Origin of the sequence: Candidatus Microthrix parvicella Bio17-1, from assembly GCF_000299415.1 — a bacterium.
Classification (GTDB): Bacteria; Actinomycetota; Acidimicrobiia; order Acidimicrobiales; family Microtrichaceae; genus Microthrix; species Microthrix parvicella.
The window spans coordinates 209,090-235,291 of record NZ_AMPG01000003.1 but is presented as its reverse complement, the minus strand read 5'-3'; the positions used below and the strand labels follow the sequence as shown (position 1 = coordinate 235,291).

Below are 26,202 nucleotides of genomic sequence, written 5' to 3'. Positions count from 1 at the left end.
CGCGTCACCGGTCATTCCAGGCCAACCCGCTACGCCGGGTTGAGGTTGACCTCGGTGGCCTTCACCGATGCCCACACCGTTGCGCCGGGTTTCAGCTGCAACAACTCGGTGGACGCCGGGGTGATGTCAACGTTCAGCGGCAATGGCTCACCGAGGATGATGCGGGTGATGTCCCCCAGCGGCTCGACGGCGACAACCGTGCTCCCCCAGACATTGCGGGGGCTTCCGTGAGGCTGCTCGGCATGCAACGCCACGGCGGTTGGGTGGATGGTCACCAGCACCGAGCCGGTGGTGGCCCTGTCGGCGCTCTGCAAGGTTTGGGACGGGTGGTCGTTCAGCTTCACCATGCCGTTGTTGTTGATTCCGCTCAGCAAATTGAGCCCGGCCAGCGCAGCGACATAGGGGGTGGCCGGCCGGCGACGGATGTCCTCCACGCTGCCGGCCTGCGTCACCGATCCCCCCTCCAGGATGTAGATGCAATCGGCGAGAAGGAACGCGTCGACGGGGTCGTGCGTGATCAACAACCGAGGACCCTCGTAGTAGTCAAGGTGGGCGGCAAGGGTTCGGCGAAGCCTGGTGCGGGTGGCGATGTCGAGTGCGGCGAGCGGCTCGTCGAGCATCAGCAGGTCCGGGTCGGTGGCCAGGGCCCGGGCCAACGCCACCCGTTGGGCCTGCCCGCCGGACAATCGGTTGGGGTGCCGATCGGCCAGGTCAGCCAGGTCGAGCGTGTCGATCCACCGGCGGGCGATCGCATCGGCCTGCTTGGATGGCCGTCCGGCCGAGCGGGGCCCAAAGGCAATGTTGGCGGCGACGTCCAGGTGGTCGAACAACAGCCCCTGCTGAAACACCACGCCCAGCCCCCGCTGCTCGGTCGGCACAAACACCCCGGCATCGGGATCGTCGAGCACCCGACCGTCCAGTTGAATGCGCCCCTCGTCGAGCGGCACGATGCCGGCCAGTGCGTCCACCGTGGTGGACTTGCCCGAGCCGTTTGGGCCGAGCAGCGCGGCGGTGGTGCCGGGTTCGATCGCCACCTCGAGGTCGAGCGTGAACGTGTCGCTGCGACTCACGACGATGCGGGCCGACAGGCCGGCGGTCGTCTGCGCCACGCTGGTCACGGCCGGGTCCACCAGCGGTCACGCAACGACAACAGCACCACCAGCGACACCGCCACCAGCACCAGGCTCATCGCCACCGCAGCGTCCCGATTGGATTCGAGGGCGACGAACACCGCCAGGGGCAGGGTCTGCGTGCGTCCCTGGAGGTTGCCGGCGAAGGTGATGGTGGCGCCGAACTCTCCCAATGCCCGGGCCCAGGCCAGCACCAGGCCCGCACGCAGCGACGGGGCGATCATCGGCAGCGTCACTCGCCTGAACACGGTGAGCCGCGAGGCCCCCAGGCTTGCCGCTGCATGCTCATAGCGCGTGTCCAGGCCGGCAAGCGCGCCCTCCACCGTGACGACCAGAAACGGCATCGCCACGAACACGTTGGCCGCCACCACACCCCAGACCGAGAACGGCATGAGGAACCCGGTCGCCGCGTTGAGGGGCTCCCCCACCAGACCGCGACGGCCAAACGCAAACAGCAACGCTGCACCGCCGACGACGGGCGGCAACACCATCGGCAGCGTGACGACCGCCCGGACGATGCTGCGGCCCGGAAACTCCACCCGAGCCAAGAGCCAGGCCAGCGGCACCCCCAACATCAACGAGATGATCCCCGCCAGCAACGAGGTGAACAGCGACAGCCGCAATGCGTCGACCACGACATCGGAGGACACCAACTCGGGGAGTTTGCGCCACGGCGTGCGACTGGCCAGCCCCAACAACGGAATGATGAACACCGCCGCGCCGATGCCACCAAGAGTTACCAGCACGAGCGGGGGCCGTTGGCCAACCCGCTGCCGGCGCGCCGCGCTCATGGAACCGTGATCACAAAATCGCGCTCAACAAAGCGCGTTCACGGTGCGCCAAAGCCAAAGTCGACCAGGATGGCCTGGCCCTGCTCCGACAACACGAACTTGGTGAAGGCCGCAGCCCCATCAGGGTTGGGAGCCTCCGCAAGTGCGGCGATGGGGTAGGTCGCAACCACGTTGTCCGCCTTGGGAATATCGATGCCCAGCACGTCGTCGCCCGCCGCCTTCACGTCGGTGACGTACACAATGCCGGCGTCCAATTCATCGGCACCAACCTTGGTGAGCAAAGCCCGAACGTCGGGCTCGTTGGTGTCGACCGATGCCTTCACGTCGGCGTTGGCCAACGCCTCCCGACCAAAGTCGCCACACGGAACCGCTTCGGCGCACAGCCCGATCAGCAGCTCCTCGTTGGCGAAGTCGGCCAGACCCTTGACCTTGCCGGGGTTCTTCGGCGGCACAGCGATCTGCAGGCTGTTGGTGACGAACGCGTCCGGTTTCCCGGAGACCTGGTCCGCTTCGACCACGGCGTCCATGTTCGAACCGTTGGCCGAGGCAAAGACGTCGGCCGGGGCGCCCTCGAGAATCTGCTCACGGAGCGCCGAGCTGCCGGCGAAGTTCAGCTGCACCTCAGCCCCGGGATTGTCGGCCTCAAAGGAGGTCTTCATCTCACCGAACGCATCGGTGAGCGAGGCCGCCGCAAACACCAGTACCGGACCGTCAACCGTGTCGTCCGCCGCCTGGGCGGTGGTACCCGTGCTCGCCGAGCCCTCTTCGTCACCTCCGCAGCCGACCGAAGCGAGAGCCATCGCTCCCACCAACAAAACCGTCCACAACCGCTTGGTCATTGCACTCCTCAAGAGGGCCAAGTGTGAACCCTACCCAGCCCGTATCCACCGGAGACCTTTGGACATGGGGCTCCAGGCTGGTAGGCATCCGAACAACGTCGGATCTCACGACCAACGGCGCACCCTCAGCGTGGGCGGGTTGCGAGACGGACGGTGGTGAGGTGCCCATCGATGGGCACCCCAAGGCCTCGTGGAGCAACGTCAAGCGTGCAGAGGTCACGCTCCCGGCTGTCGGTCAGCCAGGCCGCAACCAGGTCGACGTCGAGGTGCTCGTTCAGCAGAACGCTCACCGTTCTCGGGACCGACGGGGATGCCCAACTGCGAAGTCGAACGATGGTACCCGCACCCCGGTCGGCGGGCTTGACCGCGGCGATCTCGACGTCCAGGTCGCTCACGTGAACCGGGCGGTTGGGGGCGCCGTGGCCGACGGAGCGGTCCACGACCGAGGCCAGATGACGCCCGACGCCAACGGCGCTGCGGGAGCGATCGGCATCGGCATCGGCATCGGTATCGGCATCGTGCCAACCCCATGCAACGACTGCGTCCTGGCTCTCCCAGCTGAGTCCCCAAGCGGGGGCCATCACCGGCACCACGCGAAAGGCGACCTCCTTCACCGCGGTGCGGGCGACCACGACCTCGGTGATGCCCCCGGCGTCGACGTGGAGCCCGGTCGGGGAGGCGGTGGCAACCGCCAGCGCTGATCGATCAGAGCTGACGGGTCTGGTGACGGCGAACGAGTGGAGCGGCCAGTAGGTCGGCTCGTAGTAGCGGCTGAGCGGACGTTCGACGACCCCGCCCGGCTGGTGCATGGTGACCCTGGCCGGTGCGGCCCGCTGGTGAACCGCGAGGGTGACGGTGCGCCGGTTGGGGACGTCGACGGAGCTGCGGGTGACGATGGCCGGGTCACCGGACCGAATCGTGTGCTGCAGCAAACTGGAGCGCCCGGCCAGCCTCGTGCGCACATGGACCTGCGCGACCCCGCCGTCGTGATCGACCTGGATGGTTGCCGGGTGATCGGTGCTGCAATCGCTCAGCGACCAGCGTCCCCCGTGCAACTCGTTGCCGAGACGCCACAGGCCTCCGCTGTCGGTGTAGGAGCGCAGCTCGAGGCTGGGCCCCTCCAGCAGTTCCGCTCCGCCGGGGCCGGTGAGGCTGACGAGTGCGCCGCCCCTCCGGGGGTCGAACACGGCGGTGCCCCACGGTGCCGCCACAACCACGAGGTGGCCGTCGCTGCGAACGGACAGCGGACCTGGGCGGGCGTCGGCCCCCGGCCGGAGATCGGCACCCTGCCCACGGTCCTCTTTCGGGTTGGGCCCATCGCCCGGGTTGGGCCATGGCGTCTCGTCGATGGCCGAGGCGAGCCAGCCCGCCTGCTCAGTGCGCGCCACACGGTCGGGGGCGGTGCCGGTGACAAAGTCGTGATGGTTGGAGGTGGCGGCGATCCACCGCGCATGCCGCTGGGCCGACGGGCGCTCAACCGGGCCGCCTTCGACAAGCGCCACGGTCGCATCGTGCGCATCTGCGGCAAGGAGCCGCCGCCCCAAATCCCGGGCTTGAGCCTTGAGCTCGGGACGGGTGGCGTAGAAGCCCATCCAATAGGGGTTGGGATCAAGGTCGATGGTGGGCAGCAGGTGTCGGTGGTGCGCAACGAGGTCGAGATAATCGTCGATCGCCGCGTTCACCAGCCAGGTTCCGGTGCGGTGGTAGTGGCGTTCGTTCCAATCGTCGAGCAGTGCAACCAGGCGAGGGACCGGCCGAACGAAGTCGTAGCCGATGCCCAGCAGCCGGTACGGGGTCTTCGCCACGAGGCGCAGGTCGGCGAGGTAGCCGTCGATTCGGGCATCGACGTGGACGGGGCGGCGATCGGGCCACGCTGCGGGCAGGCCCAGGACCCGGCTCAGGCCACCGCTGGCGATCATGTCGCCATGGCCGTAGCCGTGGGCCATCCAGTGGGTGAGCACCTCGCTCCCGTCGGCGGAGCGCCAGACAAAGTCGGCGGTGCCCTCGGCCAACAGATGCGCCGCGCTGGTGCCCGGCCGGGGGAAGTTGGCGGCCGGCTCCAGGTCGGCACCCGGAAACCGCATGCCGTCGATGCGGCACACCGCTGCGTAGTCGAACCCGCCCGCCCGCAGCAACGCCGGCAGGCCGGGCGAATGCCCGAAGCTGTCGGGCAGGTAGAGCAGCCGAGGCTCCTGGGTCATGCCCCGCGTTCGCAACCACTCCTGGCCCACCAGCAGATCCCGCAGCAACAACTCGTCCTCGGGCAAAAGTGTGTCCGGCGTGGTGACCCCGCTGCCGGTGAACCGCAGCCGTCCCTCGTTCACCAGGCGAACCAGCTCGGGGCGCCGTTCGGGTCGGTCACGCCAATACAGGTCGACGAAAAAGAGGCACTCCAGGCTGAAGACGCGCCTGGGATCGGACGCCAACTCGTCGAGGGTGCGATCGAGGGCCGGGCGCACACACCAGCGGTAGTAACGATCAGCGGTCAGCAGCCAATTGGGGTCCCAATGGGACGTCTCGGCCACGACGACCACCTCGGTGGCGGCCGACGGGATGCCGAGGAGTGAGCGCACGACCGCCTCGGTTGAGTTGGTCATCGCTTCAGCGCGTTGGCGAGGGATGCAGGGGCCGACAAACCGGCGGCGCACGCGGCGAGGTGCCCGGGGGCGTGACCTCGGCGAACGTCGACCACAGCGCCGGAGGCACGCAGCGCAGCAGCGAGTTCACTGGCGTTGGCAGCACCGATCAGCCGATCGTAGGCGGAGTAGGAGAACCTCACGCGCCGGTTGGGCCCATCGGGGAGGTTGTGTTCGGGCGACAGCTCGCGCCAGGCGATCTCCAACCTCGGCAACGTCCAGCCCCTCTCGATCAGCCGACGACGAAGGGGCCGATCCTGCCAGGCACACCGGGCAAAACTGGCACCGGTGGCGATGGCCACCAGGTTGCGCACGTCGCTGCGACGGTTGGCCACCATGAACGCCAGGTCGGCACCCAGGCTGAGCCCCATCACCGCCGGACCCTCCAAGTCGCCGGCCAACTCGTCCGCTGCCGACAACAGCCTCGCGCAGGTGTGGTCCACGTCGTCGGAATACGCGTCGACGGCAAAAGAGTACGGGCACACCCGAAGACCGCGGCGACCGAGTAACCGGAGCCAGAGCTCGTAGCTGCGCCCGGTGGTACCGGCCCCGCAGTAGAAGGCCACCGGAATCCCGTCGGACGGCCCGTAGGCGCGTTCGCGCCGCACGATCGACCTGCTCAACAAAACCGTACCCTGCAATACGCGGTCATTCGCTCCAGTGTGCACGCGTTCGACGCCGAGTGCCGGAGCCTCGACCTCGGTACCATTCTTGGAATGCCCATCGACGGTCCGCCCGACACGTCGTCCGATCCCGACGATGAGTCGCCGGGAGGGGCGCCGGGGCTCATCCGGGAACGGCGTCTACGCCTGGCCAAGGCGGCCCGGCTGCGGCAACTGGGCTACGACCCGTATCCGGCGACGAGCCACCGCTCGCACACCAGCGCCGAGGTGCTGGCCAACTTCGATGCCCTGGCCGACGAAGCGGCAACGGTCACGGTCACCGGACGAATCCGACACGTGCGCAACTTCGGCCGTTTGATCTTCATGGAACTTGCCGACCAGAGCGGTCGAATCCAGTTGATGGTCGACCAGTCGTGCCTCACCCCGGCCGACCCGGCGACCGCTGCATTGGGGTTCGCCGAAGTGAGCGACCTGGTGGACCGCGGCGACCTGGTGGGCGCGACCGGGCCGGTCACCACGACCAGGAAGGGCGAACGCTCGGTGTTGGTGACGTCACTTCGAATGTTGACCAAGGCGCTACGCCCGCATCCCCACCGCATGAACGACCCCGGCGACCGCCAGCGTCGGCGCTACGTCGACATCAACGTCAACCCTCAGCTCCGGGGCCGCTACGAGCGACGCGCCCGTTTCTGGGAGGCCCACCGGCGGTTCTTTGCCGAACGTGGCTTCCTGGAAATGAACATCCCGGTGCTGGAGCACACCACGGGTGGCGCCGACGCCAAGGCGTTCATGACCCACATGGACACGATCGACACCGACTTCTACCTGCGCATCAGCCAGGAGCTCTACCTGAAGCGTCTGATCGGTGCCGGGTACGAGCGGGTGTACGAGATCGGCCCGCGCTTTCGCAACGAGGGCATCGGGCCCGAGCACCTGCCCGAGCATGTGGCCATGGAGCTGTACTGGGCCTACGCCGACTACCGCGACGCCATGGACCTGGTGCGGGAACTCTTCGGTTATGTCGCGCAGGAGGTGTGGGGTCGCCAACGGTTCACCATCCGGGGTTTCGACGTCAACCTCGACGACGACTGGACACTGATCGATTACGGGCAGGCGGTGGCCGAGCGCTTCAACCTCGACGTGTTTGACACCTCGATCGACGAGGTCACCGCCGCCCTCCAACACCACGACATCGGGTTCGCCCCCGAGACCGTCAACGTCAACCGCGGCATCGACCTGCTTTGGAAGTCCATCCGCGCCACGATCGGCGGCCCGGCGTTCATGGTTCACGAACCAACCTTCCTCTCGCCGCTGGCCAAAGTGGCTGCGAACCCGCTGGTGACGCAACGCTTCCACCCGGTGATCGGTGGCTCCGAGCTGGGCAACGGCTACTCGGAACTGAACGACCCGGTGGAGCAACTCGATCGCTTCCGCGAGCAGCAGGCGCTGCGAGACTCGGGCGACAGCGAGGCGCAGATGCTCGACATCGACTTCATCGAAATGTTGGAATACGGCATGGCGCCCACCGCCGGGTACGGCCACAGCGAACGCAACTTCTGGTTCTTTGAAGGGGTCACCGCCCGCGAGGGCGTGCCGTTTCCGGCCACCAGGCATTTCGTCAACCCGTTGAACCGCGCCATCTTCCCCGCAATCGAGCTGGAGTCAAACATCTACCGCGCACACACCGGTTGCCGCGCTTCTGATGCCGACCGCCACCCGGCTGCGGGCACTCCTCCCGCGGATGGTGATGGCGATCGTCACCAACCTGGTGCCCACGCTGTTTGCCGTGGTCGGCGGGCTGTACCTCCTACTGGGTATCGCAGAGTTGGTGGGAGCCACCGAATGGTTCTTCAACGAGCCCGCCGGCACGTCAATCACGTTCGCCGACCTGCTGTTGCCGCTGCTCGGGGTGGCACTGGTGGGAATCGCCGTCGGCCTCAAGCAACGGCGCCGCGACATCTGGCTGCTGTCGGTGGGGATGATCGCAGGGTTCACCTTCGTCAGTTGGGCCCCACTCTCGGCGGTGAGCCGGGGCGGCGGCGGCGGCATGGACGTGGTGGCCTTGATCACCAACCTGGCGCTCGTCGGATCGTTGTTGTCAACACGCAACCGGTACACGGTGCGCGGCTCGAACCTGATGCGAGCGTCGGTCTACCTCGGCTGGTTGGCGTCGCTGGCAGTGATCTCGGGCGTCTACTGGGGGGTGTCCATGCTGGTGCTGGACGTCACCTGGGACCAGGCGCGGACCTACTCGCTGGGGGACCCGACCTCGACGATCGACAACCTGCAACGCCTGCAACTGCTGGCGACGATCGCATTCTTTGTGGCCTGTCTGGCCTTCCTCATCCGCCTGCTGAAATCGTTGCGGCCCGACGATGTCCGCCTGAGTGTGGCGGCCACCCGGGATCTGCTGCGCCGCTGCGGCGCCGACAGCCTCGACTACTTCGTCACCAACGAAAAAAAGCGTCACTACATCTGGCGCGACGGCCGGGGTCTGATCGGCTACGACCTTGCCAACGGTCTCGTGCTGGCGTCAGGCAACCCCATCTGCGCCCCGCAACACCGCGCCACGCTGTTAAACGACTTTCTACATGACATGGAACGAGACGGCTACGTCGTGGCCTTCTGGGCCATCGATCAGACCCTGGCCGACGATCTGGGCAAGCGCGGGTTTCGCACCGTGAAACTGGGAGAGGAGGCCAGCCTCGAGGTCGACCGCTTCAGCCTGGAAAACCTGGGCGCTCGCGGGTCGGCGCTCAAGCGTGCCGTGCGAAGCGTTGAGGCCCACGGCATCGAGTTTGCCTTCTACCGTCTCGAGGAGGTGCCCGGTCACGTGTATTCCCAAATGGATGACCTCGACCGCAGCTGGCTTCAAGAATTCGGTGGTACCGACGAAAAGGGCTTCTCGATGACGCTCAGCCGGCTGCCGGACTTCGAGGACCAGGATGCGGCGTTCGCCGTAGCGCTGGATCCCTCCGTCCCCGGGCTGCCGCGGGTGGTGGCGTACCTCAGCTTCGTACCGGTCTACAACCGAAACAGTTACTCGCTCGATATGATGCGGCGCACCCGGCAGGCCCTAAATGGCATCAACGACTTTCTGCTGGTTCACACCCTTCAGGTCATCGGCTATCACGGCCGCGACACGGTCAGCTTGAACTTTGCTCCCCTGGCGGAGACCGCCGGGGGGCCGTCACTTCTGGGTCGCGCCGCCAACGCGCTGCCTCCCAGCCTCAAGAAGACGTTCTACATCGACTCGCTGTATGCCTACAACGACAGGTTCGGCCCCGACTGGGTGCCGCGCTACGGGGCGTTCAAGGCCAGACGTGATCTGATCGCCATCGTCAGGATGGTCGCCAAACTCGAGGGCGCGATCGCCCTCGACTGGCGACGTCGGCTGAGCCGCCTCATCGCAGGTTCCAACTACACGATCACCCGCTCACCACCGGTCGCCACTCGGTACGCTCCCGAAGTGACCGACGATCAAGATTCCTGAGCCGACAACGGTCCGCTCGCTCCGACACCAACCCGGGTGACCCCGCCGAACCGAAGGTGGCTACAGGCCGAGCGGCGGCACGATCGCCTCGATCAGGTTGGGACCATCGTTGGCAAGCGCCCGTTCGAGCGCCTCGGTGAACTCCTCGGCGGTCTGCGCCCGCTCCGCCGCCACCCCCATGCCCTGGGCCAACTGAACAAAGTCGAGGTCCGGCCTGGCCAGATCGAGCATTCCCAACGCCTGAGGACCCGGCTCGTCCGCGCCGACCCGTGCCAACTCCATACGCAGAATGGCATACGACGAGTTGTTGTAAATCACCGTGGTGACGTTGGTGCCCTCGCGGGCCTGGCTCCACCACCCCTGCAGGGTGTACATCGCCGAACCATCCGCCTGAAGATTGAGCACCGGCCGATCCGGCGCAGCGATCGAGGCACCGAGCGCCAGGGGCACGCCAATACCGATGGCGCCACCGGTGAGCGTCAGCCAATCGTGAGGAGGCGCTCCTGCGGTGGCCCCCTGATTGAAGATCCCGGAGGTTTGTGCCTCGTCGATCACGATGGCGTTCTCGGGCAACAACGCGCCGATCGCAGATGCCACCGACTCGATCGTGAGCTCGCCGGTGGGGCGCTCGGGCCGACCTGCCTCGGCGACCGGTACGTCGTCCGGGGCGCCAAGCGCGTCGGCCAGGGCCTCGAGCGCAGCGACCGCATCGTCGGTACCGGTGGCCAGCGTGGACACGGCACACCCTTCGGGCACCAGCGAACTGGGTTTGCCCGGATAGGCGAAGAACGAGGCGGGCTCAGGCACGTCGACCAGCACCATCGAGGTGGCATCGCCCAACTGCATCTGAGCGAACTCGGCGAGATAGGTGAGCCGTTCGACCACCGGCACGCCGGCACCACGACGTTGCACGCGCGGGAACACCTCACCAAACACCTTGGCGCCGGTGGCCGCTGCGATGCGCAGCGCTGCGCGCTGGCCCCGCTCGTCCAGCGTGCGGCCACCCAGAAACAGCACCGACGAGCCATCGCTGCGCAGCGCACGGGCGGCGGCGTCGACCACCTCCTGGGGCACGATCGCGGGCGGTTGTGGCATCACCGGGGCGGCCGGTGGTGTGGACTCCAGCCAGCAGACGTCGGCCGGCAGGATCAGCGTGGCCACCCCTCCGGGGGAGCGCATGGCCTCGGCCACCGCCCGGGCGCCGTCCGTAGGCGCCGACTCCGGGGTCATCGACCGGTGCACCCAGGTGGATACCGCGCCGGCGACAGCGTCGATGTCGCTCTCGAGCGGCGCATCAAAACGCTTGTGATATGTGGCGTGGTCACCAACGATGTTGACGATCGGGGTGTGAGCCCGCCGGGCGTTGTGCAGGTTGGCGAAGCCGTTGCCAAGGCCGGGGCCCAGGTGCAACAGGGTGCAGGCGGGCTTACCGGCGATGCGGGCGTAACCATCGGCGGCGCCGGTGACGACACCCTCGAAAAGCCCGAGCACCGCCCGCATGCCCGGCACCTCGTCGAGTGCGGCCACGAAGTGCATCTCGGACGTGCCGGGGTTGGCGAAGCACACCTCGACGCCGGAGTCGACCAGCGTGCGGATCAGGGATTGTGCGCCATTGGGGGTTGGATCGCTCATCTAGAAAACCTCTCTGTTCACAGGACTCAGGACTCCGGGAATCTGCCGGTTACAGCACCTTGCCGGGATTCAGAATGTCGTTGGGATCGAACGCAACTTTGATCCGGCGCATCAGCTCGATCTTGGCCGGGTCCTCCAGTTCGAGGAAGTAGCCCCGCTTGGCGGTACCCAGGCCATGCTCGCCCGAAATGGCCCCGCCGAGCTCCATGCCGATGGCGTACAGGCGTTTCATCACGTCCGCGAGCACCTCGGGATCGCCCTGAAACACCGACATGTGAACGTTGCCGTCGCCGGCGTGCCCGCAACCCGCGATCCAGGAGGCGGTTTCGGAGGCCAACTCGCTGATGCGGTTCATGAACTCGGGCATGGCCGATCGGGGCACGACAACATCGATGATCTCGTTGGCGTTGTTGGCCTTGGCCACCCAGAACGCCTTCTCACGGGCGTCGATCAGCTCGGTGGCCGCCTTGGGCGGCAACACGTACACGTCGATCGCGCCCAGTTCGGCCAGCTGTTCGGCCACCCCCTGGGTGTCGGCTTCCAACCGGTCCTCGTGGGCCGACTCCAGCACGACCACCAGGTACGCAAGCGCCGTGTCCTTGACCTCCTGGGGGATGCCCAGGTCGAGGCCGAGCGTGGTGCCCATGGCAGCCAGCGTGATCATGTCGATGTACTCGAGGATCATCGGGTCGGCGCCCGAAGCCACCACCTTGGGCACCGCCTCGGTCACCTCCTCCATGCCGGCGAACGGGGCCAGCACCGTGGCCGCGTGCGGCAACCTTGGGCTGAGCTTCAACGTGGCCTGGGTGACCACCGCCAGGGTGCCCTCCGAACCCAGAATCAGTTGGGTCAGGTCGTAGCCGGTGGTGGCCTTCACAAACTTGCCGCCGGTGGTGATGACCTCGCCCGAGGCCAGCACCGCCTCGACACCGAGCACGTGATGTCGGGTGACCCCGTACTTCACCGCCCGCATACCGCCGGCATTGGTGGCCACGTTGCCGCCGAGGCTGGAGGAGTACTCGCCGGGAAACACCGGATAGACGAGCCCAAGCGGAGCGAGCGCTTCGTCGAGCTGGTCGAGCCGCACGCCGGGGCCCACGACGGCCATGGAGTTGTCGGTATCGATCTCGATGATGTCGGCCATGGCGTCGGTGCTCAGCAAAATGCCCTCGGCCTCCGGGACCGCCCCGCCGGACAGCCCGGTACCGGCGCCTCGAACCGTGACCGGGGTTCCGGTGCCATTGGCCCAGGCGAGCACGGCCGCCACCTCGGCGGATGACTGCGGCGCCACCATGGCGAGCGGGCGCACCCCAAAGATGCCGATGGCCTCGTCGTGGAGCAGATCCTCTCCGATATCGGCGGCCGCTGTGACGCGCTCCGATGGCACGACGGCACAGAGCGCCTCGACCACGTCGCCGGCACCGTCCTGTTTGGTTTCGTTCACCGCGTCTCCCCTCGTTTGCGTGCCGACCGTAGTCGTTCGAGCGCTCCGTCACCGGTGCCGCCGACCCGCGGTAACAACGCCCCAACGGCGAGATGCGCGGTGCGAGGACGATGGCGCAGCTCCAGTGCAACGCCCCACCAGACACCGGCCGAGTAGGCGACGTCGTCAGCAACCGCCAGAGACGCGACGAAACCGACGGAACGTGCTCGCCGCACCCTCTGGGGTCGCTGTGGCCGATCGGAGCGGGCCACATCGCCATTGCCAGCGACCGGGGAGCGGTGCCGACCCTGCATCAATGCACGTCCGACCGTGGCCGCGACTGCGCCGAAGGCCAACCTTCGCCACCGTGGGCTTCGCAATGCCAGCGCAAGGGTGATTGGCCACCACGGACGGATCAAGCCGCGTGCCAGCTGCGGGCCGGCCAACAGGTTGCCCCGGCCGGCCAGCCTGAGCGCCTCGCTCCCCGGGTTGGCCACCTTCAGGCGTCGGGCCAGCGCGGCGGTGGACCCGGCGCCCAACGCAACGCCGACGCCGGGGTGACCAAGGCCCACCGCCAACCACGCGATCAGCGACCACGGCGACACGGCAACCGGCGCGAGCGAACCGGGGTGGCGCACCGCCAACGGTGCGGCCGAGGTGCCATAGCGAACGCGCTGCTCGGCCCACGCCCGCGCCGTCGGTCTGGTCCGGTGGTACACCACGCTGCGGGGCTCGTACCTGGCGGTGAGGCCCGCTTCCACCAGCCTCCAGATCAGATCGACGTCCTCGCCGTAGCGAAGGTCGGGGTCGAACCCTCCGACGACGCGGATCGCCCCCGCCCGGGCCACCCAGGCCGCCGACGGCGCATATGCCAGCCGGGCACCCGGCGCGATGGCACCACCGATGGTCCCGAGGTCCAGGGGTGAGTGGTGCCGCTCGTAGACCTCGATCACGCCATTCGACACAGTCCCGGGCGCCCCCCCTGGCCAAACCGACACCCGGGGGGCGACGATGGCCGGGACGGCGGCGCCCGACCGCTCGGAAAAGTGGCCCGCAACGCCGGCCAACCAGCCCGGCGTCACCGACACGTCGGCATCGAGAAAAGCCACCAGCGGCGTACCCACCACCTCAAGGCCGGTCGTGCGGGCCGCCCCCGGCCCGCCGCTGCGTCGACGGCGGATCACCTCCGCCCCAAAGCGCCGCGCCACCACGGAGACGTCGCCGGGTGCGTCGGAGCCATCGTCGACCAGGACGCAGCGCGTCGACAGTCTCCCTTGAGGGCCGACCATCCCCAGCTCGCGTTCGGCTTCCAGAAACGACGCCAGCAGCACGTTCAGCCCAGTGGCATCGTTGTGCACCGGCACGACGACGGTGAGCTGATCGAGGAGACCACGGACGGCAGCGGCGGACGGCGGCGGAGGCGTGGCGATCAACAAGCCGCTGCGCTCCAGTCGAGCGAGCAGCTTCACGGTCGCAGGCTCTTCAGCCGAGGACACTTCCCCGCCACCGAGTGCGGCGTCGAGCACCTGGGAGCCCGTCGCACTCAACCGCGTCAGCGTGGTGGGCGAACCGCCGATAAGCACACGGCCGTCCTCGACGCGACGAACCCCGGGAGCCAAGACCCAGGCGGCGTGGCAAGCGCGGGGCGCGGTCACGCCGCCGTCATGCCGCCGTCCACCGGTAGGAGCGCCCCTGTGACCCCTGAGGAGCCGGGCGAGCACAGCCAGGCGACCGCGTCGGCCACCTCCTCGGGCTCCAGCAGCCGGCCGATCGGTTGTTGACGACCGAAGTCTTCAACTCGTCGCAGGCCGTACACGCCCGCGGACGCCTCCAACATGGCGGTCCGGGTGGAGCCCGGGCCCACGGCGTTGGCCGTGATGTTGTCGGGTCCCAGCTCGGCGGCCAACGAGCGCACCAGACCGGCGACACCGGCCTTTGATGCGCTGTAGGCGGCGAGTTGCGGCATACCCCGGACGCTTGCCGCCGATGCCAGCGCCACAAACCGTCCGCTGCGGGGCTGTGGTCGCTGTAGGAGGGCCGGAATCGCGGCGTGTGCGAGCTTCCAGATGCCACCCAGGTTGACGTCGATCATCGTTCTCCAGGCCGCATCCGGCGTGCGCCACAGCGGCTCGCCACCCCAGATCACGCCCGCCGCCCCAATGGCGGCATCGAGGCCCCCAAACCGGCCGACGGCCAGCGCGGTCGCAGCGTCCATCTGACCCTGTTCACGCACGTCGGCCACGTAGACCATCGTGTCCGGACCGCAATCGGCCGCCACGGCCTCGAGGTCGGCCAGGGTGGGCAGGGCGTAGGTCAGCACCTTCTCATGGCCGACGAGATCGGTGAGCACCAACGACCAACCGTCGGAGGCCAGGCGGCGAGCCACTGCTGCGCCGATCCCGCGGGCGGCCCCGGTGATCAGGGCAACGCGGGGGTTGTCATCGGGTGATTTGGGATTCTCCATCGACCTCAGATTGCCACGATGGATTGCCTCACCCTCAACTCCTCCATGCAGCCTTGACCAGGGCGGCGAGCGCGCCATGTGCTGAGAGGACCAGGTGGGCGAACAGGGCGGCGCCTTCTTGAGCATTGGCTCTGGTGGGGTCGCCGAGCACCCCGTTGGGGGCAACGGCGGCCACGCCGCCGGTGCGCAGCTGAGCCATCAACTCGGCGACGGGCCGCAACGCTCCCGGCTCTGAGGCCTCGGTTCGGACGAGATCGCCGAACAGGTGCAGGCCCAACGAAGTCTCGGTGAAACCGGCATGAGCGTCACCGCCTTCAACGTGGGGCGCCCAGGCCGACACGTGGCGACCCTCGCCCTCCAGGGTGCGCAGCGCAGACACCACCGGGCCGGCATTGCCGCCATGACCGTTGATGATCAGCACGGCCCTGAACGGGCCCCCTCCCGGCGAGGTGGCCGAGCGAACCAGCTCGAGGAGCACCAGCTCGAGGGCGGCCGAGCCGATGGACAACGTGCCGGGAAACCCGGCGTGTTCGCCCGACGAGCCGACCGGCAACGCAGGCGCCACCAGCGCCTGTCCGCGTCGCAAGGGTTTGGGCGGATCGAGGGCCACCGCGTGCGCGATTGCGGCGGCGATGCGGGTGTCGGTGTCGAGCGGCAGGTGCGGCCCGTGTTGCTCGGTGGATCCAACGGGAACCAGCAACACCGCATCGTCCGGGACGTCGGTCGAGATCATCCCGCCGAGGGCGGTCCCGCTAACGACCTTCGGGCCCATCGCTCGCGGTGTTCTCGGACGTCGCCCCGCCCACCACGCCGTCGGCAACCACACCGTCGCCGACTACGCCCTCGGGCACGGTTCCCCCGCTGGCCGCCCACGCCTCCAGCAGGTGCCGGGCCGCCTCCTCCGGCGACACGACCAACGCCTGGGCGGGCGCGGCCACCGACTGGGTGTCGGTGAGTTGTTCCAAGCGGGCCAGCGCCGCGTCGCCCACCGGTGAGGGCATCACCTTGGTCCTGGGAACTGCCGGGCCGACCTCGCCCATGCCACGTGGGGGCACCGCTGCAAACACGTCGGCGGGCACGGTCAGCGTTTCAACGGCAGCCGCGCCACCCGCCAACGTTCCGCTGAGGGGGGCCCGACGCAACCGCGCCACCGCTCCCTCCACCGACAAGACCGCCGGAGGGCGCACCAGCAACTCCTCACGCCGGGCGCCGTCCAACCGGCGTTGCACGCTGATGGCCGGGTCACCGCCCCCGTTGACGGCAACGTCCACCTGCACCAGGCCCAACGCCTGAGGCAGCCCGGCCAACGCCGCCAGGGCGGCGGGTACCGACCCGCTGCCCCGGTCGGCCGAGTAGTCGCCGCACACCACCACCGGATCGAGCAAGGAGGCGGCATCAAGCGCCCATGCCAGGGCTCGGGCCACGCCGAGCGAGTGCGCCTCGGCGCCATTGGCAGGCGTTGCCAGCACCGCCCGGTCGGCGCCAACAGCGAGGGCCCCACGAAGGCCTGCGGCTGCGTCGGGGCCGCCGACGGTGATCGCCACCACCCGACGGCCCAGCGCCTCACCCAGGGTCAGCGCCAACTCGAGCGCGGCCTCGTCTGCGGCCGAGAGGCCACGAGCCCTTCGGTCGGCACTCGCCTCGCCCGTCAGCGGGTCGACGTCCACAAACAGGTCGGCCCATTTCAGGGCGGCCACCACGACGCCCGGGGCGGCCGATGTTGTCGTTGCACTCATGCTCGGTGGAACACCACGCCGTGGCCCCCCTCGGGATAGGTCCAGGTGATGGCCCCCTCCTCGTTGCACACCATGTAGCAGGTGCCGCACTCAAAGCACTGCTCGTAGTTGAACAAGATGCCGCCCTCCGAGGTGAGCACAAACAGTTGTGCCGGGCAGGCGATCAGACAGCCCCGAACCGAGCAGTCGCGACAGATGTCGGAGTCCACGGTGATGTGGGCCCGATCTGGATCAACACGAAACTCGGTGTGGCCCATGAGGGTTTCGAAGTTGATCTCGCGGCTGACGATCGCTGCGCTGGTCATCGCTGCTCCACTCATCCAGACCCCCGGCATCCCAGGTCACCGGTCATCCAACAGTCGCCCATCATCCAAAGGTTCGCAGGGCAGCCAGGCCGTCGCGTGCCAGGTCGAAGGCGCGCAGGCCGCTACGGCGCACCTCGTCCAGAACGATCTCGTGCATCGGCAGCTTCGGCGTTGGGTTGTCCACCCGGAACAGACGCTCAACCGTGTTACACACCAACTGCGGGTAGGACTGCTGCATACGGTCGCTCATCACCAGATGCGGCGCCTGGCGCAGGCGTCGGTGGTCGGTCATCACAAAGCTCCGCTCCAGGCGGTCGACGTAGCTCCCCAAACCATCGGCGCTCGTGTCGCCGGCATCCAACGCCACCGCTGCGGCCCGGCCCGCGGCGGCTCCGGCCCCGATCGCAAAGTTGACGCCCTCCAGCCAGATGCCGGCCGCCAGGCACATGGCCGCGGCGTCACCGCAGACCACCATGCCGTCGGTGACCAGGTCGGGCATCATGTCGTAGCCCGCTTCGGGGATGACGTGAGCGGAGAACTCCTTGACGTCCCCGCCGTCGATCAGCGGGGCGATGGCAGGATGGGCCTTCAACTGCGCCAGCAGTTCCTCCGGGCGTTTGCCACCCGCCGCCAGGGCGGGCAGCGACAACACGAGCCCGATCGCCACCGAGTCGAGGTTGGTGTAGACGAACCCGCCGCCTGGCACGTCACCGGTGGCGCCGATGATCTCGATGTCGACGCCCTCCCGCCCCCGCACCCCGAAACGATCCTCGATCACCGTTCGCGGCAGCGCCACCACCTCTTTGATGCCAACCGTGAAGTTGGCCGGGTCGGTGTGCGGGTACATCCCGGCCTCTTTGGCCAGGAACGAGTTGACCCCGTCGGCTGCGATGACCACATCCGCGTACAGGTCGCCGTCGGGACGGTCCGTCCGGACGCCAACCACCCGCCTGGACGGACCGGATTCGTCGAAGATCAACCCGGTGGCGGTGGTGGAGCACACCAGCCGGGCCCCCGCGTCCACCGCATGGCCGGCGAGCCAGGCGTCGAAGTCACCCCGAAACGCCGTGGCCCCGTTGTAGGGGGGCCTGCCCCACGCCTCGGTCCGGAAGTCCACCGTCATCGCCTGGGAGTCGGTGAGCATCATGGTCTGGCGGCGGGTCACCCATCGCTGGATCGGCATCTCCTCGGTCCAGTTGGGCACCAGGTCATCGAGAATGCGGCCGTAGATCACCCCGCCGTACATGTTCTTCGAACCGGGAAACAGGCCCCGCTCCAGGAGCACCACCGACCGGCCGGCCCGCGCCAACTGCAGCGCCGCTGCAGAGCCCGCCGGGCCCGCGCCGACCACCACGGCATCGATCCGATTCGCCGCGCCGGGCGCGGCCGCAGCCTCTGGGGAGGGGTTGGGATCGATCGTCGGCACGGCCTGCAGAGTACCGCTGCAACGCCACGGATCGGATTCCGCAGCGCTGCGCTAGCTTTGCCGCTGACACTTGACCGCCTGGTCAAGTGATTAGGTCAGCGTGAGGGGACGAGATGCACCAGAGCAACCCGGAGGCACCGACGGTCGAAGAGTTCACCGCCGAGGTCACCGACTTCCTCGAGGCCAACTCCTCACCAAGGCCCACGGCCACCGAGTTCGTGTGGGGTGACGGCGACGATGACGTCGCGCTGTTTGAGGAACTCGACCCCGAGACCGAGGCCCGGCAGTTGGCCGAGGGCAAGGCCTGGCTGGCCACCCGCAACGATGCCAACCTGTCGTGGATCACCGGGCCGCCCGAGCTGGGCGGCCGTGGCCTGTCCCGCTCCCACGAGGCCGTCTACCGGACTCTGGAAAGCAAATACCGGATCCCCAACATGTCGTTCTTCGGCATCGGCTTCGGCATGGTTGCACCGACGATCCTGGCTCACGCCACCGAGCCGGTGAAGGCAAGGGTGCTTCCCGGCATGTACCGGGGCGACCTGGTGGGCTGCCAGCTGTTCAGCGAGCCCGCCGCCGGATCCGACCTTGCCGGGCTTCAGATGCGGGCCGAGCGGGATGGCGACGAATGGCTGCTCAACGGGCAGAAGGTCTGGACGTCGGGCGCCCACTACGCCGACGTGGGCGAGGTGATCTGCCGCACCGATCCCAATCTGCCCAAGCACCGGGGCCTCACCGGATTTGTGGTCGACATGCACGCACCGGGCGTCGAGGTGCGGCCGCTGCGCCAGATGACCGGCGGCACCGCGTTCAACGAGGTGTTCTTCGAGAACGTGAGGGTGCCCGACGACCATCGCCTGGGCGATGTCAACCAGGGTTGGACCGTGGCGCTCACCACGCTGATGAACGAGCGAGCCTCCATCGGCGGGGGCGGGGGCGGCGGCACGGGCTCATCCACCCGGCTGATCGAGATGATGCGACACTTCGACCTGGCGGATGACCGGGTGCTGCGAAACGAGTTGGCCAAGGTGTACACGGGCTTCCAGGTGGCCAGGATGACGTCCCAGCGGGCGATGGCCAAGGTGCGGGCAGGGGGCGTGCCCGGGCCGGAGATGTCGATCGGCAAGCTGGCCCTGACCGCCAACCTCACCGCCACCGCCGAGCTGGTGGCCTCGTTGCTCGGGCCCCGCCTCATCGCCGACTCGGGCGAGTGGGGCACCTACGCCTGGTCAACGTTCGTGTGCGGCACCCCCGGCATGCGCATCGCGGGCGGCAGCGATGAGACCTTGCGCAACATCGTCGCCGAGCGGGTTCTGGGCCTGCCCAAAGAGCTGGGCATCGACACCACGAGCGCCTTTAAGGACCTGCTCAAGAACTGATGGCTCCGCCTTCGCCGGAAGCAACCCCCGGGGGCTGAAACCAGCTCTACCCGGGAACGTCGATACCGAGCAGCCGGGCCAGGGCGCGCAGCGTGGCCGGCGCATCGGCGGTGAGCGCCAGGTCGGCCATGGCCATCATGGGCGCGTGCGCATCGGTGTTGACCGACACGATCAGGTCGGGGCCACCCAACCCGGCGGTGTGCTGCACGGCACCGGAAATGCCCAGCGCCAGATATCGATCGGGGTTGACCACCACGCCGGTGGTCCCAATCTGACGTTCGTGACCCAACGTGCCCTGGTCGGTGACCACCCGGGTGGCACCCACCGATGCTCCGAGCAACCCGGCCACCTTGGCGAGCAGCCCAAACTCGGTGGCGCCGCCCAGCCCGGCGCCGCCACCCAGGATGCTCTTCGCCTCGGACAGATCCATGGTGGACGCGTCGGGCGGGTGAATCGCCACCAACTCGGGCGGCTCCGGACCCTCAGCGGGCGACCCGACGACGGGTCCGGGCAGGTCGTGGCGGATGGTGTCGGCACCCGTGGTTGCGGGGATGGCCCGCACGCCAGGGGTCATCGTGGCCACAAACGGTCCAGGTGGCGAGGAGGTCAGCTGCGACCGGCCGCCGTGCCCGTGCTGCACCACCCGGTGCGACCCAACCGAGATCGCACCGGCGTAAAGCGCACGGCCAAGCACCAACGCCAGGTGCGGGGCCAGGTCACGGCCGTCGGGGGTGGCGGGGGTCAGCACGACCTCGGTGGAGCTCAGCAGGTCGGCCACAGCCGCTGCGATCGCATGCGGCGACCATCGCCCCGGCCACTCCAACGCCCACACCTCTGCCGCCAAGGCGCCCAACGCCGCAATCGCCTCGTCCAGGCCATCGCCCACCACGACGGCGGCCCCGTTCGCCTCGGCGACGCACTCGAGCGCTCCCGTCGGCAACTCGCCACCACGTACCGCGAGGACCGCAACCGTGCCAGCGGCAGCGTCGGTCACAGCACCACCAGGCCCAGATCGTCCACGCCTGCGCGCAACAGCGCCTGCCGAACCTTGACGGTGTCGTCAACCAGCGCGTCCCCGCTGGGGGCCTCGCCCATTGTGCCGTCGTGAGCCCTGGTCAATGCATCGATCACCACATCATCGTCGGCCGATCCCAACCACGCCACCGCCACGGGCATGCGCTCGGGGTGGTGCCACTGGCGAGCAAGCGTGGTGACCTCCGCCGGGGCGCCTGCGCCCGTCCCGGCAGGCAGCGGCAGTCGGGCCCGAACCGGCACCCACTCGGGTTGCTCGCCTTCCCCGGGCAGCACAAACCCTCCGCTGCCCAGCCGGACCACCGACGTTGCCCTGCGGCTGTGCAGGAACACCACCGCCCCGGGGCCCTCCCCAGCGGCGTGGGCCGCCGAGCCGGCCGTGCCCGACACCAGGGCCGACAGCGATGCGGTGACCGCATCGCCGAAGGCCCGCCCCTCCGGGGTTGACGGATCGATCTCCAGGTCCTTGACCAACCCACGCAACTCCCGAAGCGCGTTGTCGTGCGCATCATCGCTCCACCCCGCAGAGATCACCCACCCCACCGATGCGGCCGACCCCGCAGGCATCCACCCGGCCGAGCCGCCATCGATGCCATCAGGCCGCACGACGAGCGCTCGGGCGTCGTCCACGGTTCGGGCGTCCGCCGCACGGCGAGCGCTCTCTCCGACGCCAAGGGCATCACCGGCCGTGGTGCGGTCCGGCAGTTGAGCCGGCCGGTTGGTCCGGTGTCGATGCGCCGCGTAGACCGCCCCGGCGCCCACCGCCGCAGCTGCCAGGCCGCCGGTGATCGCCGCCGGCGCCCACTCATTGCCCTCGACCTGGTCGTTGACCTGCGCCTCGGGCAGGGGCGAGGCCTCGAAGCCCACCGTGCGCCGGGTCACCGGTGTGGTCTCGAAGACCGATGTGGTGGTGGCGTCGTCCTCCGCCGCCGGCAAGGACGTGTCACCCGTCGGGGTGGCCGGTGTTGTTCCGCCACCATCACCGTCGGGGTCGATCCGCAACCGCTCACCGCTGACCAGCCCCTGCAGCTGTGGCACCACCTCGGTCTGCGTGGCATCCCCGGGGCAGCCCACGTCCGCTATGGCCCGGTGGCCCGCGATGGTGGGCACGGTCACCTTCTGCCCGGCGGGGAACTTGTCGTTGCCCTCCGAGATGAAACTGGTGGTGTCTCCCACACCGGTCGGGACGCGATCGCGGTTGGCCAACCATGCCAGCAACGACACCATGGCCTCGATGGCCAACGGGGTCGGCGCCGACACGTTGAAATCGCCCAGAAAGGCGCAGTGCTGGCTGTGGCCGACGTCGCCGCCCTCGATCTCACACGCGATGGCGGTATCGATGCTGCCCTGCCGGCCCTCCCAGATGGTGCCGAACTCATCGACGATGAAGTTGAACCCAATGTCGGGCCAACCCAACTCGTCGGACGTGTGAAACGCGTAGATGCCTTCGATCAGCCCGGGCACCGCAGACGGCTCGTAGGCCTTGCCGGGGGCCTCGGTGTGGTGGACCACCAACAGTTGGTTGTCGATGGCGCGCAGCGTGCCGCTGGGCGGCGCAGCCGAGCCCCAGTCTTTGCGAGGGCGGATGGCGGGCCGACCGGCCCGCGAAGCGCTTGCGTCGGATGCGGCAGCGGTCGTGCCCGGCCCAGCAGCACCGTCGGGTGCCGCTGTGGCGTCGGCGGGTTTGGGCGCCGTCGTGTCGTCCTGGCGCGGGGCACTGCCGGGACGAGCGGCGGCGATCACCGCCGGCGACAGCATCGCTGCCGCAAGCAGGCTCCGTCGGCTGGTGGTTGCTGGGAGTGCCGGGGCGCGCCGCGCCGCCCGCTGATCGCCATGGGGCACATCGTCTCCGCCATGGCTCGGGGTGACTCCTGGGGGACCGGCCATTGGGGGCAACCCTACCGAGCCCGTCGCGTGCCGAAGCACCGGCACCACCCACCATGGGGAACTACCTCAGCACCTCGACCGCACCGTGCAGTTCAGGCAGCGCCCGCTGCCGACCGGCCAGGGCCAAAAGCAGCGCCCAGCCGGGCCCTCGCACCTCCGGCCCGTCAGCCGGACCCACCTCAAAGCCAGCATCATCTGCAATCAGGTGGGCCGAGCGCACCCGACGGGGCATCCTGTAGAACCACCAGTGCTCCAGGCAGGTCTCGATCGCCAGCCGCGTGCGCTCATCGCTGCTGCGGACCAGCCCCTCGGTCGCCCGGACGATGTCCGCGCGGTGGATGAGCACCTCGGCCAACGCGGCCTGCGGCCCGACGCCGGGAAGATGAAACCTGCCGGCGGCCGCGGCATCCAGTCGGTCGAGCAGCCGATCGACATCGCCATCACCCAGGCGCCTGCCGATGTGCCTGATCGCCAGATTCGGGGGGCGACACGCCAGTGTCAGGTCACGGAGCGCCCTCGGCGTGGTCGATTCGGCGAGCCACACCAGGTGGCCCAGCACGTCCCGACAGCGCCACCCGTCGCACAGGCTGGGCAGATTCCATGCCTCCTCTGCGATGATCCGCATGTCACTCGAAGCGCGCCGCCGTTCTTCGGCTGTCCACGCCCAAATCGTGTCGATGTCCACGACGTCACCTTCCACGACGGCCGAACGTACCAGCAGCCACCAGCCGGGTCGGCCCACCACCACGATGGCACCCCCGACCCCAAACTTCCCCGGGGCGACAGCAGGCACCACACTGGGCCGATGCCCACCGCCTCGCCACCACCCCGAGCGGACCCCACCGGGCTGCCGATCGAGGGGGTGATCGGCGAGGTTCGTCGGGCGCTGGTCGACCCGGGCGTCGCCGTGCTGGAGGCCGAGCCCGGCGCCGGCAAGACCACGGTGGTGCCGCTGCGGCTGTTGGACGAGCCGTGGCTGGGCGACGGACGCATCGTCATGTTGGAGCCTCGCCGGTTGGCCGCACGGGCGGCCGCGGCGCGCATGGCGAGCCTGTTGGGCGACCGGGTGGGCAACATCGTCGGGTACCGCACGCGCGACGACGCCAAGGTGAGCCGGGCCACCCGCATCGAGGTGGTCACCGAGGGCATCCTGACCAGACGGGTGCAGGCCGATCCCGGTCTGGAAGGCACCGCGCTGGTGATCTTCGACGAGTTTCACGAGCGTTCCCTGCCGGCTGACCTGGGCCTGGCGCTCACCCTGGAGGCACGCTCGCTGCTGCGCCCCGACCTTCGCGTCATGGTGATGTCGGCCACCCTCAACGTGGGCGACGTGGCGTCGCTGCTGGGCGCAAGCGCTCCAGGCGCCGGCGATCCAGGCGCTGACGCCGTGACCGCTGCTGCGCCCGTGATCTCGGCGCCGGGACGGACCCATCCGGTGACGGTGCGCTGGCGACCTCGCCAGAAACGAGACCGGTTGGAGGCGGTCACCACGGCGGCCATCGAGACCGCGCTGGGCGAGTCGTCGGGCGATGTGTTGGTGTTTCTGCCCGGCATGGGCGAAATCAAGCGCACCGCCCAGGCACTCGGCCGCAGCGGTGCGCTCGGCGCAGCCGCCATCGACGTCCACCTGCTGCACGGCTCGCTGCCCGCAGACGAGCAGGACTCGGCGGTTGCGCCCGCGCCGGTGGGCCGCCGAAAGGTGGTGCTGTCCACCGACCTGGCCGAGACGTCGCTGACCGTGGAGGGGGTCACCGCCGTGGTCGACTCGGGCCTGGCGCGGGTGCCCCGCTTCGACGCAGGGGTGGGCATGACCCGGCTGACCACCGTGTCGGCATCGCGCGCCTCGGCCGAGCAGCGGGCGGGGCGGGCCGGACGGGTTCAGCCGGGCCTGGCCTACCGGCTGTGGTCCAAGTCGGAACACAACACTCGTCCCCGTCACATCCAGCCGGAGATCACCCAGGTGGAGCTGGCGGGTCTGGCCCTCGAGCTGGCCGCATGGGGTGCCTCCGATCCCTCCTCGCTTGCACTGCTGGACCAGCCCCCGCAGCGCACCTGGGAGGAGGCCCGCACCCTGCTCGGCCTGCTCGGCGCCATCGACCACGCGGGACGCATCACCGACACCGGCAAGGCGATGGTGCGGCTGCCGCTTCACCCACGGCTGGCCCGCATGGTGGTGGCCGCCGCCGCCGGGCCCAACGCTGCGCTCGCCTGCGTGGTCGCGTCGTTGCTGGAGGAGCGCGATGTGTTTGGCGGCCGTCCCAACGAACGGCCCACCTCGCTGGCCGACCGGGTCGCCCTGGTGACCGACCGCGGCCGACACCACCCCCTGGCCGACGGGCGGGCGATCGGCACCGTGCGCCGTCGGGCCGACGAGTTGATGCGACGGGCAGGGTTGCGCGGCGCCACCACCGGCGACGTGCCCGACGACATCACCGATGCGTTGGGGCCACTGTTGTTGGTCGGCTATCCGGATCGGTTGGGTCGGTCCCGGAGCCTTGCCGGTGGCCGATGGCGGCTTCGGTCGGGCTCCGGGGTGTCCACCGCAGCCACGGACCCGCTTGCCTCGTCGCAGTTCGTGGTGGTCGCCGACACCGACGGCAAACGCAAGGATGCGCTGGTGAGGGTGGCCACCCCCATCGACGTCGATCAGGTGGTCGATGCGCTGGGCGACCAGGTGATCCGTCGCACCTACCTGCGCTGGGATCGCACGCGCGACGACCTGACCGAACGGGTCGAGCGGGCGATCGACAGCCTGGAACTCGACTTCACCGAACGGCGCCCATCTGCCGGCCCCGCCACGGTGCAGGCGCTGATCGAACGGGTTCGGGAGGTGGGCCCAAGCACCATCCTGGACCGTTGGGACCAGGCCGACGGGCTCCGGGCGCGGGTGGCGTTCCTGCGTCATCATCGAGGCGAGGCATGGCCCGACTGGTCGGAGACCTCGCTGAAGGACTCGCTGGAGTCGTGGCTGGCGCCGCTGCTGGGCAACGCCACCGGCCGGCGCGACCTCCAAAAGGTCGACGTCGCCGGCGCCCTGGCGCTCACCCTGGGTTGGGACACCCAAATGGACTTGGCCCGCCTGGCACCAAAGACGGTTGCGGTTCCGTCCGGGCGGGACCTGGCGGTGAACTACCTGACCGACCCGCCCGCGCTGGCGGTTCGCCTCGGGGAGATGTTCGGCTCCAACGTCACCCCGTCGCTGCTCGATGGAGCACTTCCGTTACGCCTGGAACTGCTCAACCCTGCCGGACGGCCGGTGCAGATCACATCGGACCTCGCCGGGTTCTGGGCGGGCACCTGGGGCGAGGTGCGTCGAGAGCTGCGGGGCCGCTACCCCAAACACGACTGGCCGGAGCATCCGGCGACGGCCAAACCACGGCGACGCTGAACCCTGTGTTCAGCCGGCGCC

Annotated in this window: 20 protein-coding genes and 1 pseudogene; 4 read left to right on the top strand and 17 right to left on the bottom strand. The window is 69.0% G+C overall.

The annotated features are described in order from the left end of the window. Nucleotides 1–29: 29 nt before the first annotated feature. From MPARV_RS0114360 to MPARV_RS0114340, 5 genes are all read right to left on the bottom strand, one after another. Nucleotides 30–1,118: a sulfate/molybdate ABC transporter ATP-binding protein gene (locus tag MPARV_RS0114360; protein WP_040055657.1), complete on the bottom strand. Its 1,089-nt coding sequence runs from the start codon at nt 1,116–1,118 to the stop codon at nt 30–32. Next, nucleotides 1,115–1,921 carry an ABC transporter permease gene (locus MPARV_RS0114355; protein WP_012226303.1) on the bottom strand — a complete coding sequence of 269 codons (807 nt, stop codon included), beginning with the start codon at nt 1,919–1,921 and terminating at the stop codon, nt 1,115–1,117. The genes MPARV_RS0114360 and MPARV_RS0114355 overlap by 4 nt, the downstream gene beginning before the upstream one ends. A 38-nt stretch (nt 1,922–1,959) precedes the next feature. After that, nucleotides 1,960–2,760: a molybdate ABC transporter substrate-binding protein gene (gene modA / locus MPARV_RS0114350; RefSeq protein WP_020378773.1), complete on the bottom strand. Its 801-nt coding sequence runs from the start codon at nt 2,758–2,760 to the stop codon at nt 1,960–1,962. Between the two features lie 125 nt (nt 2,761–2,885). Continuing rightward, nucleotides 2,886–5,357, bottom strand: coding sequence for a glycoside hydrolase family 38 N-terminal domain-containing protein (locus MPARV_RS0114345; RefSeq protein WP_020378772.1), 2,472 nt, complete (start codon nt 5,355–5,357; stop codon nt 2,886–2,888). Then, nucleotides 5,354–6,019 carry a hypothetical protein gene (locus MPARV_RS0114340; RefSeq protein ID WP_157789651.1) on the bottom strand — a complete coding sequence of 222 codons (666 nt, stop codon included), beginning with the start codon at nt 6,017–6,019 and terminating at the stop codon, nt 5,354–5,356. Before MPARV_RS0114340 ends, MPARV_RS0114345 begins: the two co-directional genes overlap by 4 nt. A 93-nt stretch (nt 6,020–6,112) precedes the next feature. Here MPARV_RS0114340 and MPARV_RS26115 point away from each other — a divergent pair. Next, nucleotides 6,113–7,513 (top strand): annotated as a pseudogene (locus tag MPARV_RS26115) (lysine--tRNA ligase); the annotation flags it as partial. Here the strand turns inward: MPARV_RS26115 and MPARV_RS25620 are convergent. After that, nucleotides 7,408–7,689 carry a hypothetical protein gene (locus MPARV_RS25620; RefSeq protein WP_238538877.1) on the bottom strand — a complete coding sequence of 94 codons (282 nt, stop codon included), beginning with the start codon at nt 7,687–7,689 and terminating at the stop codon, nt 7,408–7,410. The pseudogene MPARV_RS26115 and the gene MPARV_RS25620 sit on opposite strands and share 106 nt — an antisense overlap. A gap of 32 nt (nt 7,690–7,721) precedes the next feature. Between MPARV_RS25620 and MPARV_RS25615 the strand changes: the two genes are divergently transcribed. Beyond that, a complete protein-coding gene (locus tag MPARV_RS25615) occupies nt 7,722–9,512 on the top strand; it encodes a bifunctional lysylphosphatidylglycerol flippase/synthetase MprF (protein WP_020378768.1) in 1,791 nt (596 codons plus the stop codon). A gap of 60 nt (nt 9,513–9,572) precedes the next feature. On the opposite strand, the gene MPARV_RS0114320 is transcribed toward MPARV_RS25615, so the two are convergent. The 8 genes from MPARV_RS0114320 to MPARV_RS0114285 all read right to left on the bottom strand — a co-directional run bounded on the left by MPARV_RS0114320 (nt 9,573) and on the right by MPARV_RS0114285 (nt 18,498). Beyond that, nucleotides 9,573–11,144 (bottom strand): acetolactate synthase large subunit, encoded by a 1,572-nt coding sequence (locus tag MPARV_RS0114320; RefSeq protein WP_020378767.1) that lies wholly within the window; start codon nt 11,142–11,144, stop codon nt 9,573–9,575. A 49-nt stretch (nt 11,145–11,193) separates the two neighbouring features. Beyond that, nucleotides 11,194–12,588, bottom strand: a complete 1,395-nt coding sequence (locus MPARV_RS0114315; protein WP_012226318.1) for an FAD-binding oxidoreductase — start codon at nt 12,586–12,588, stop codon at nt 11,194–11,196. Next, nucleotides 12,585–14,222 (bottom strand): mycofactocin biosynthesis glycosyltransferase MftF, encoded by a 1,638-nt coding sequence (gene mftF / locus MPARV_RS0114310; RefSeq protein WP_020378766.1) that lies wholly within the window; start codon nt 14,220–14,222, stop codon nt 12,585–12,587. The genes MPARV_RS0114315 and mftF overlap by 4 nt, the downstream gene beginning before the upstream one ends. Beyond that, nucleotides 14,219–15,031 (bottom strand): mycofactocin-coupled SDR family oxidoreductase, encoded by an 813-nt coding sequence (locus MPARV_RS0114305; RefSeq protein WP_012226322.1) that lies wholly within the window; start codon nt 15,029–15,031, stop codon nt 14,219–14,221. Before MPARV_RS0114305 ends, mftF begins: the two co-directional genes overlap by 4 nt. A gap of 34 nt (nt 15,032–15,065) precedes the next feature. After that, on the bottom strand, nt 15,066–15,764 hold the full coding sequence (mftE, locus tag MPARV_RS0114300; RefSeq protein WP_020378765.1) for a mycofactocin biosynthesis peptidyl-dipeptidase MftE: 699 nt from the start codon (nt 15,762–15,764) through the stop codon (nt 15,066–15,068). Between the two features lie 19 nt (nt 15,765–15,783). After that, on the bottom strand, nt 15,784–16,767 hold the full coding sequence (locus tag MPARV_RS0114295; protein ID WP_081582327.1) for a mycofactocin-associated electron transfer flavoprotein beta subunit: 984 nt from the start codon (nt 16,765–16,767) through the stop codon (nt 15,784–15,786). Continuing rightward, entirely contained in the window at nt 16,764–17,072 is a 309-nt protein-coding gene (locus MPARV_RS0114290) for a ferredoxin family protein (RefSeq protein WP_012226328.1), read from the bottom strand. Before MPARV_RS0114290 ends, MPARV_RS0114295 begins: the two co-directional genes overlap by 4 nt. Before the next feature lie 61 nt (nt 17,073–17,133). Continuing rightward, nucleotides 17,134–18,498, bottom strand: coding sequence for an FAD-dependent oxidoreductase (locus MPARV_RS0114285; RefSeq protein WP_020378763.1), 1,365 nt, complete (start codon nt 18,496–18,498; stop codon nt 17,134–17,136). Nucleotides 18,499–18,611: 113 nt separating this feature from the next. Between MPARV_RS0114285 and MPARV_RS0114280 the strand changes: the two genes are divergently transcribed. Beyond that, nucleotides 18,612–19,874 (top strand): acyl-CoA dehydrogenase family protein, encoded by a 1,263-nt coding sequence (locus tag MPARV_RS0114280; protein ID WP_012226332.1) that lies wholly within the window; start codon nt 18,612–18,614, stop codon nt 19,872–19,874. A 46-nt stretch (nt 19,875–19,920) separates the two neighbouring features. Here MPARV_RS0114280 and MPARV_RS0114275 read toward each other — a convergent pair whose 3' ends face one another. From MPARV_RS0114275 to MPARV_RS24870, 3 genes are all read right to left on the bottom strand, one after another. Next, nucleotides 19,921–20,868, bottom strand: coding sequence for a mycofactocin-associated electron transfer flavoprotein alpha subunit (locus tag MPARV_RS0114275; protein WP_012226334.1), 948 nt, complete (start codon nt 20,866–20,868; stop codon nt 19,921–19,923). After that, entirely contained in the window at nt 20,865–22,793 is a 1,929-nt protein-coding gene (locus MPARV_RS0114270) for a peptidoglycan recognition protein family protein (RefSeq protein WP_020378762.1), read from the bottom strand. Before MPARV_RS0114270 ends, MPARV_RS0114275 begins: the two co-directional genes overlap by 4 nt. A gap of 61 nt (nt 22,794–22,854) precedes the next feature. Then, a complete protein-coding gene (locus MPARV_RS24870) occupies nt 22,855–23,493 on the bottom strand; it encodes a maleylpyruvate isomerase family mycothiol-dependent enzyme (protein ID WP_157789648.1) in 639 nt (212 codons plus the stop codon). Nucleotides 23,494–23,598: 105 nt separating this feature from the next. Here MPARV_RS24870 and hrpB point away from each other — a divergent pair, with 105 nt between their 5' ends. After that, nucleotides 23,599–26,181 carry an ATP-dependent helicase HrpB gene (gene hrpB, locus MPARV_RS0114260; protein ID WP_020378760.1) on the top strand — a complete coding sequence of 861 codons (2,583 nt, stop codon included), beginning with the start codon at nt 23,599–23,601 and terminating at the stop codon, nt 26,179–26,181. Nucleotides 26,182–26,202 lie beyond the last annotated feature (21 nt).

Coding starts and splice junctions, on each gene's coding strand:
- MPARV_RS0114355 (WP_012226303.1), bottom strand. CDS start 1,921: ATGAGCGCGGCGCGCCGGCAGCGGGTTGGCCAACGGCCCCCGCTCGTG.
- modA (WP_020378773.1), bottom strand. CDS start 2,760: ATGACCAAGCGGTTGTGGACGGTTTTGTTGGTGGGAGCGATGGCTCTC.
- MPARV_RS0114345 (WP_020378772.1), bottom strand. CDS start 5,357: ATGACCAACTCAACCGAGGCGGTCGTGCGCTCACTCCTCGGCATCCCG.
- MPARV_RS25620 (WP_238538877.1), bottom strand. CDS start 7,689: ATGTTTGACTCCAGCTCGATTGCGGGGAAGATGGCGCGGTTCAACGGG.
- MPARV_RS25615 (WP_020378768.1), top strand. CDS start 7,722: ATGCCGACCGCCACCCGGCTGCGGGCACTCCTCCCGCGGATGGTGATG.
- MPARV_RS0114320 (WP_020378767.1), bottom strand. CDS start 11,144: ATGAGCGATCCAACCCCCAATGGCGCACAATCCCTGATCCGCACGCTG.
- MPARV_RS0114305 (WP_012226322.1), bottom strand. CDS start 15,031: ATGGAGAATCCCAAATCACCCGATGACAACCCCCGCGTTGCCCTGATC.
- mftE (WP_020378765.1), bottom strand. CDS start 15,764: ATGATCTCGACCGACGTCCCGGACGATGCGGTGTTGCTGGTTCCCGTT.
- MPARV_RS0114295 (WP_081582327.1), bottom strand. CDS start 16,767: ATGAGTGCAACGACAACATCGGCCGCCCCGGGCGTCGTGGTGGCCGCC.
- MPARV_RS0114290 (WP_012226328.1), bottom strand. CDS start 17,072: ATGACCAGCGCAGCGATCGTCAGCCGCGAGATCAACTTCGAAACCCTC.
- MPARV_RS0114280 (WP_012226332.1), top strand. CDS start 18,612: ATGCACCAGAGCAACCCGGAGGCACCGACGGTCGAAGAGTTCACCGCC.
- MPARV_RS0114270 (WP_020378762.1), bottom strand. CDS start 22,793: ATGGCCGGTCCCCCAGGAGTCACCCCGAGCCATGGCGGAGACGATGTG.
- hrpB (WP_020378760.1), top strand. CDS start 23,599: ATGCCCACCGCCTCGCCACCACCCCGAGCGGACCCCACCGGGCTGCCG.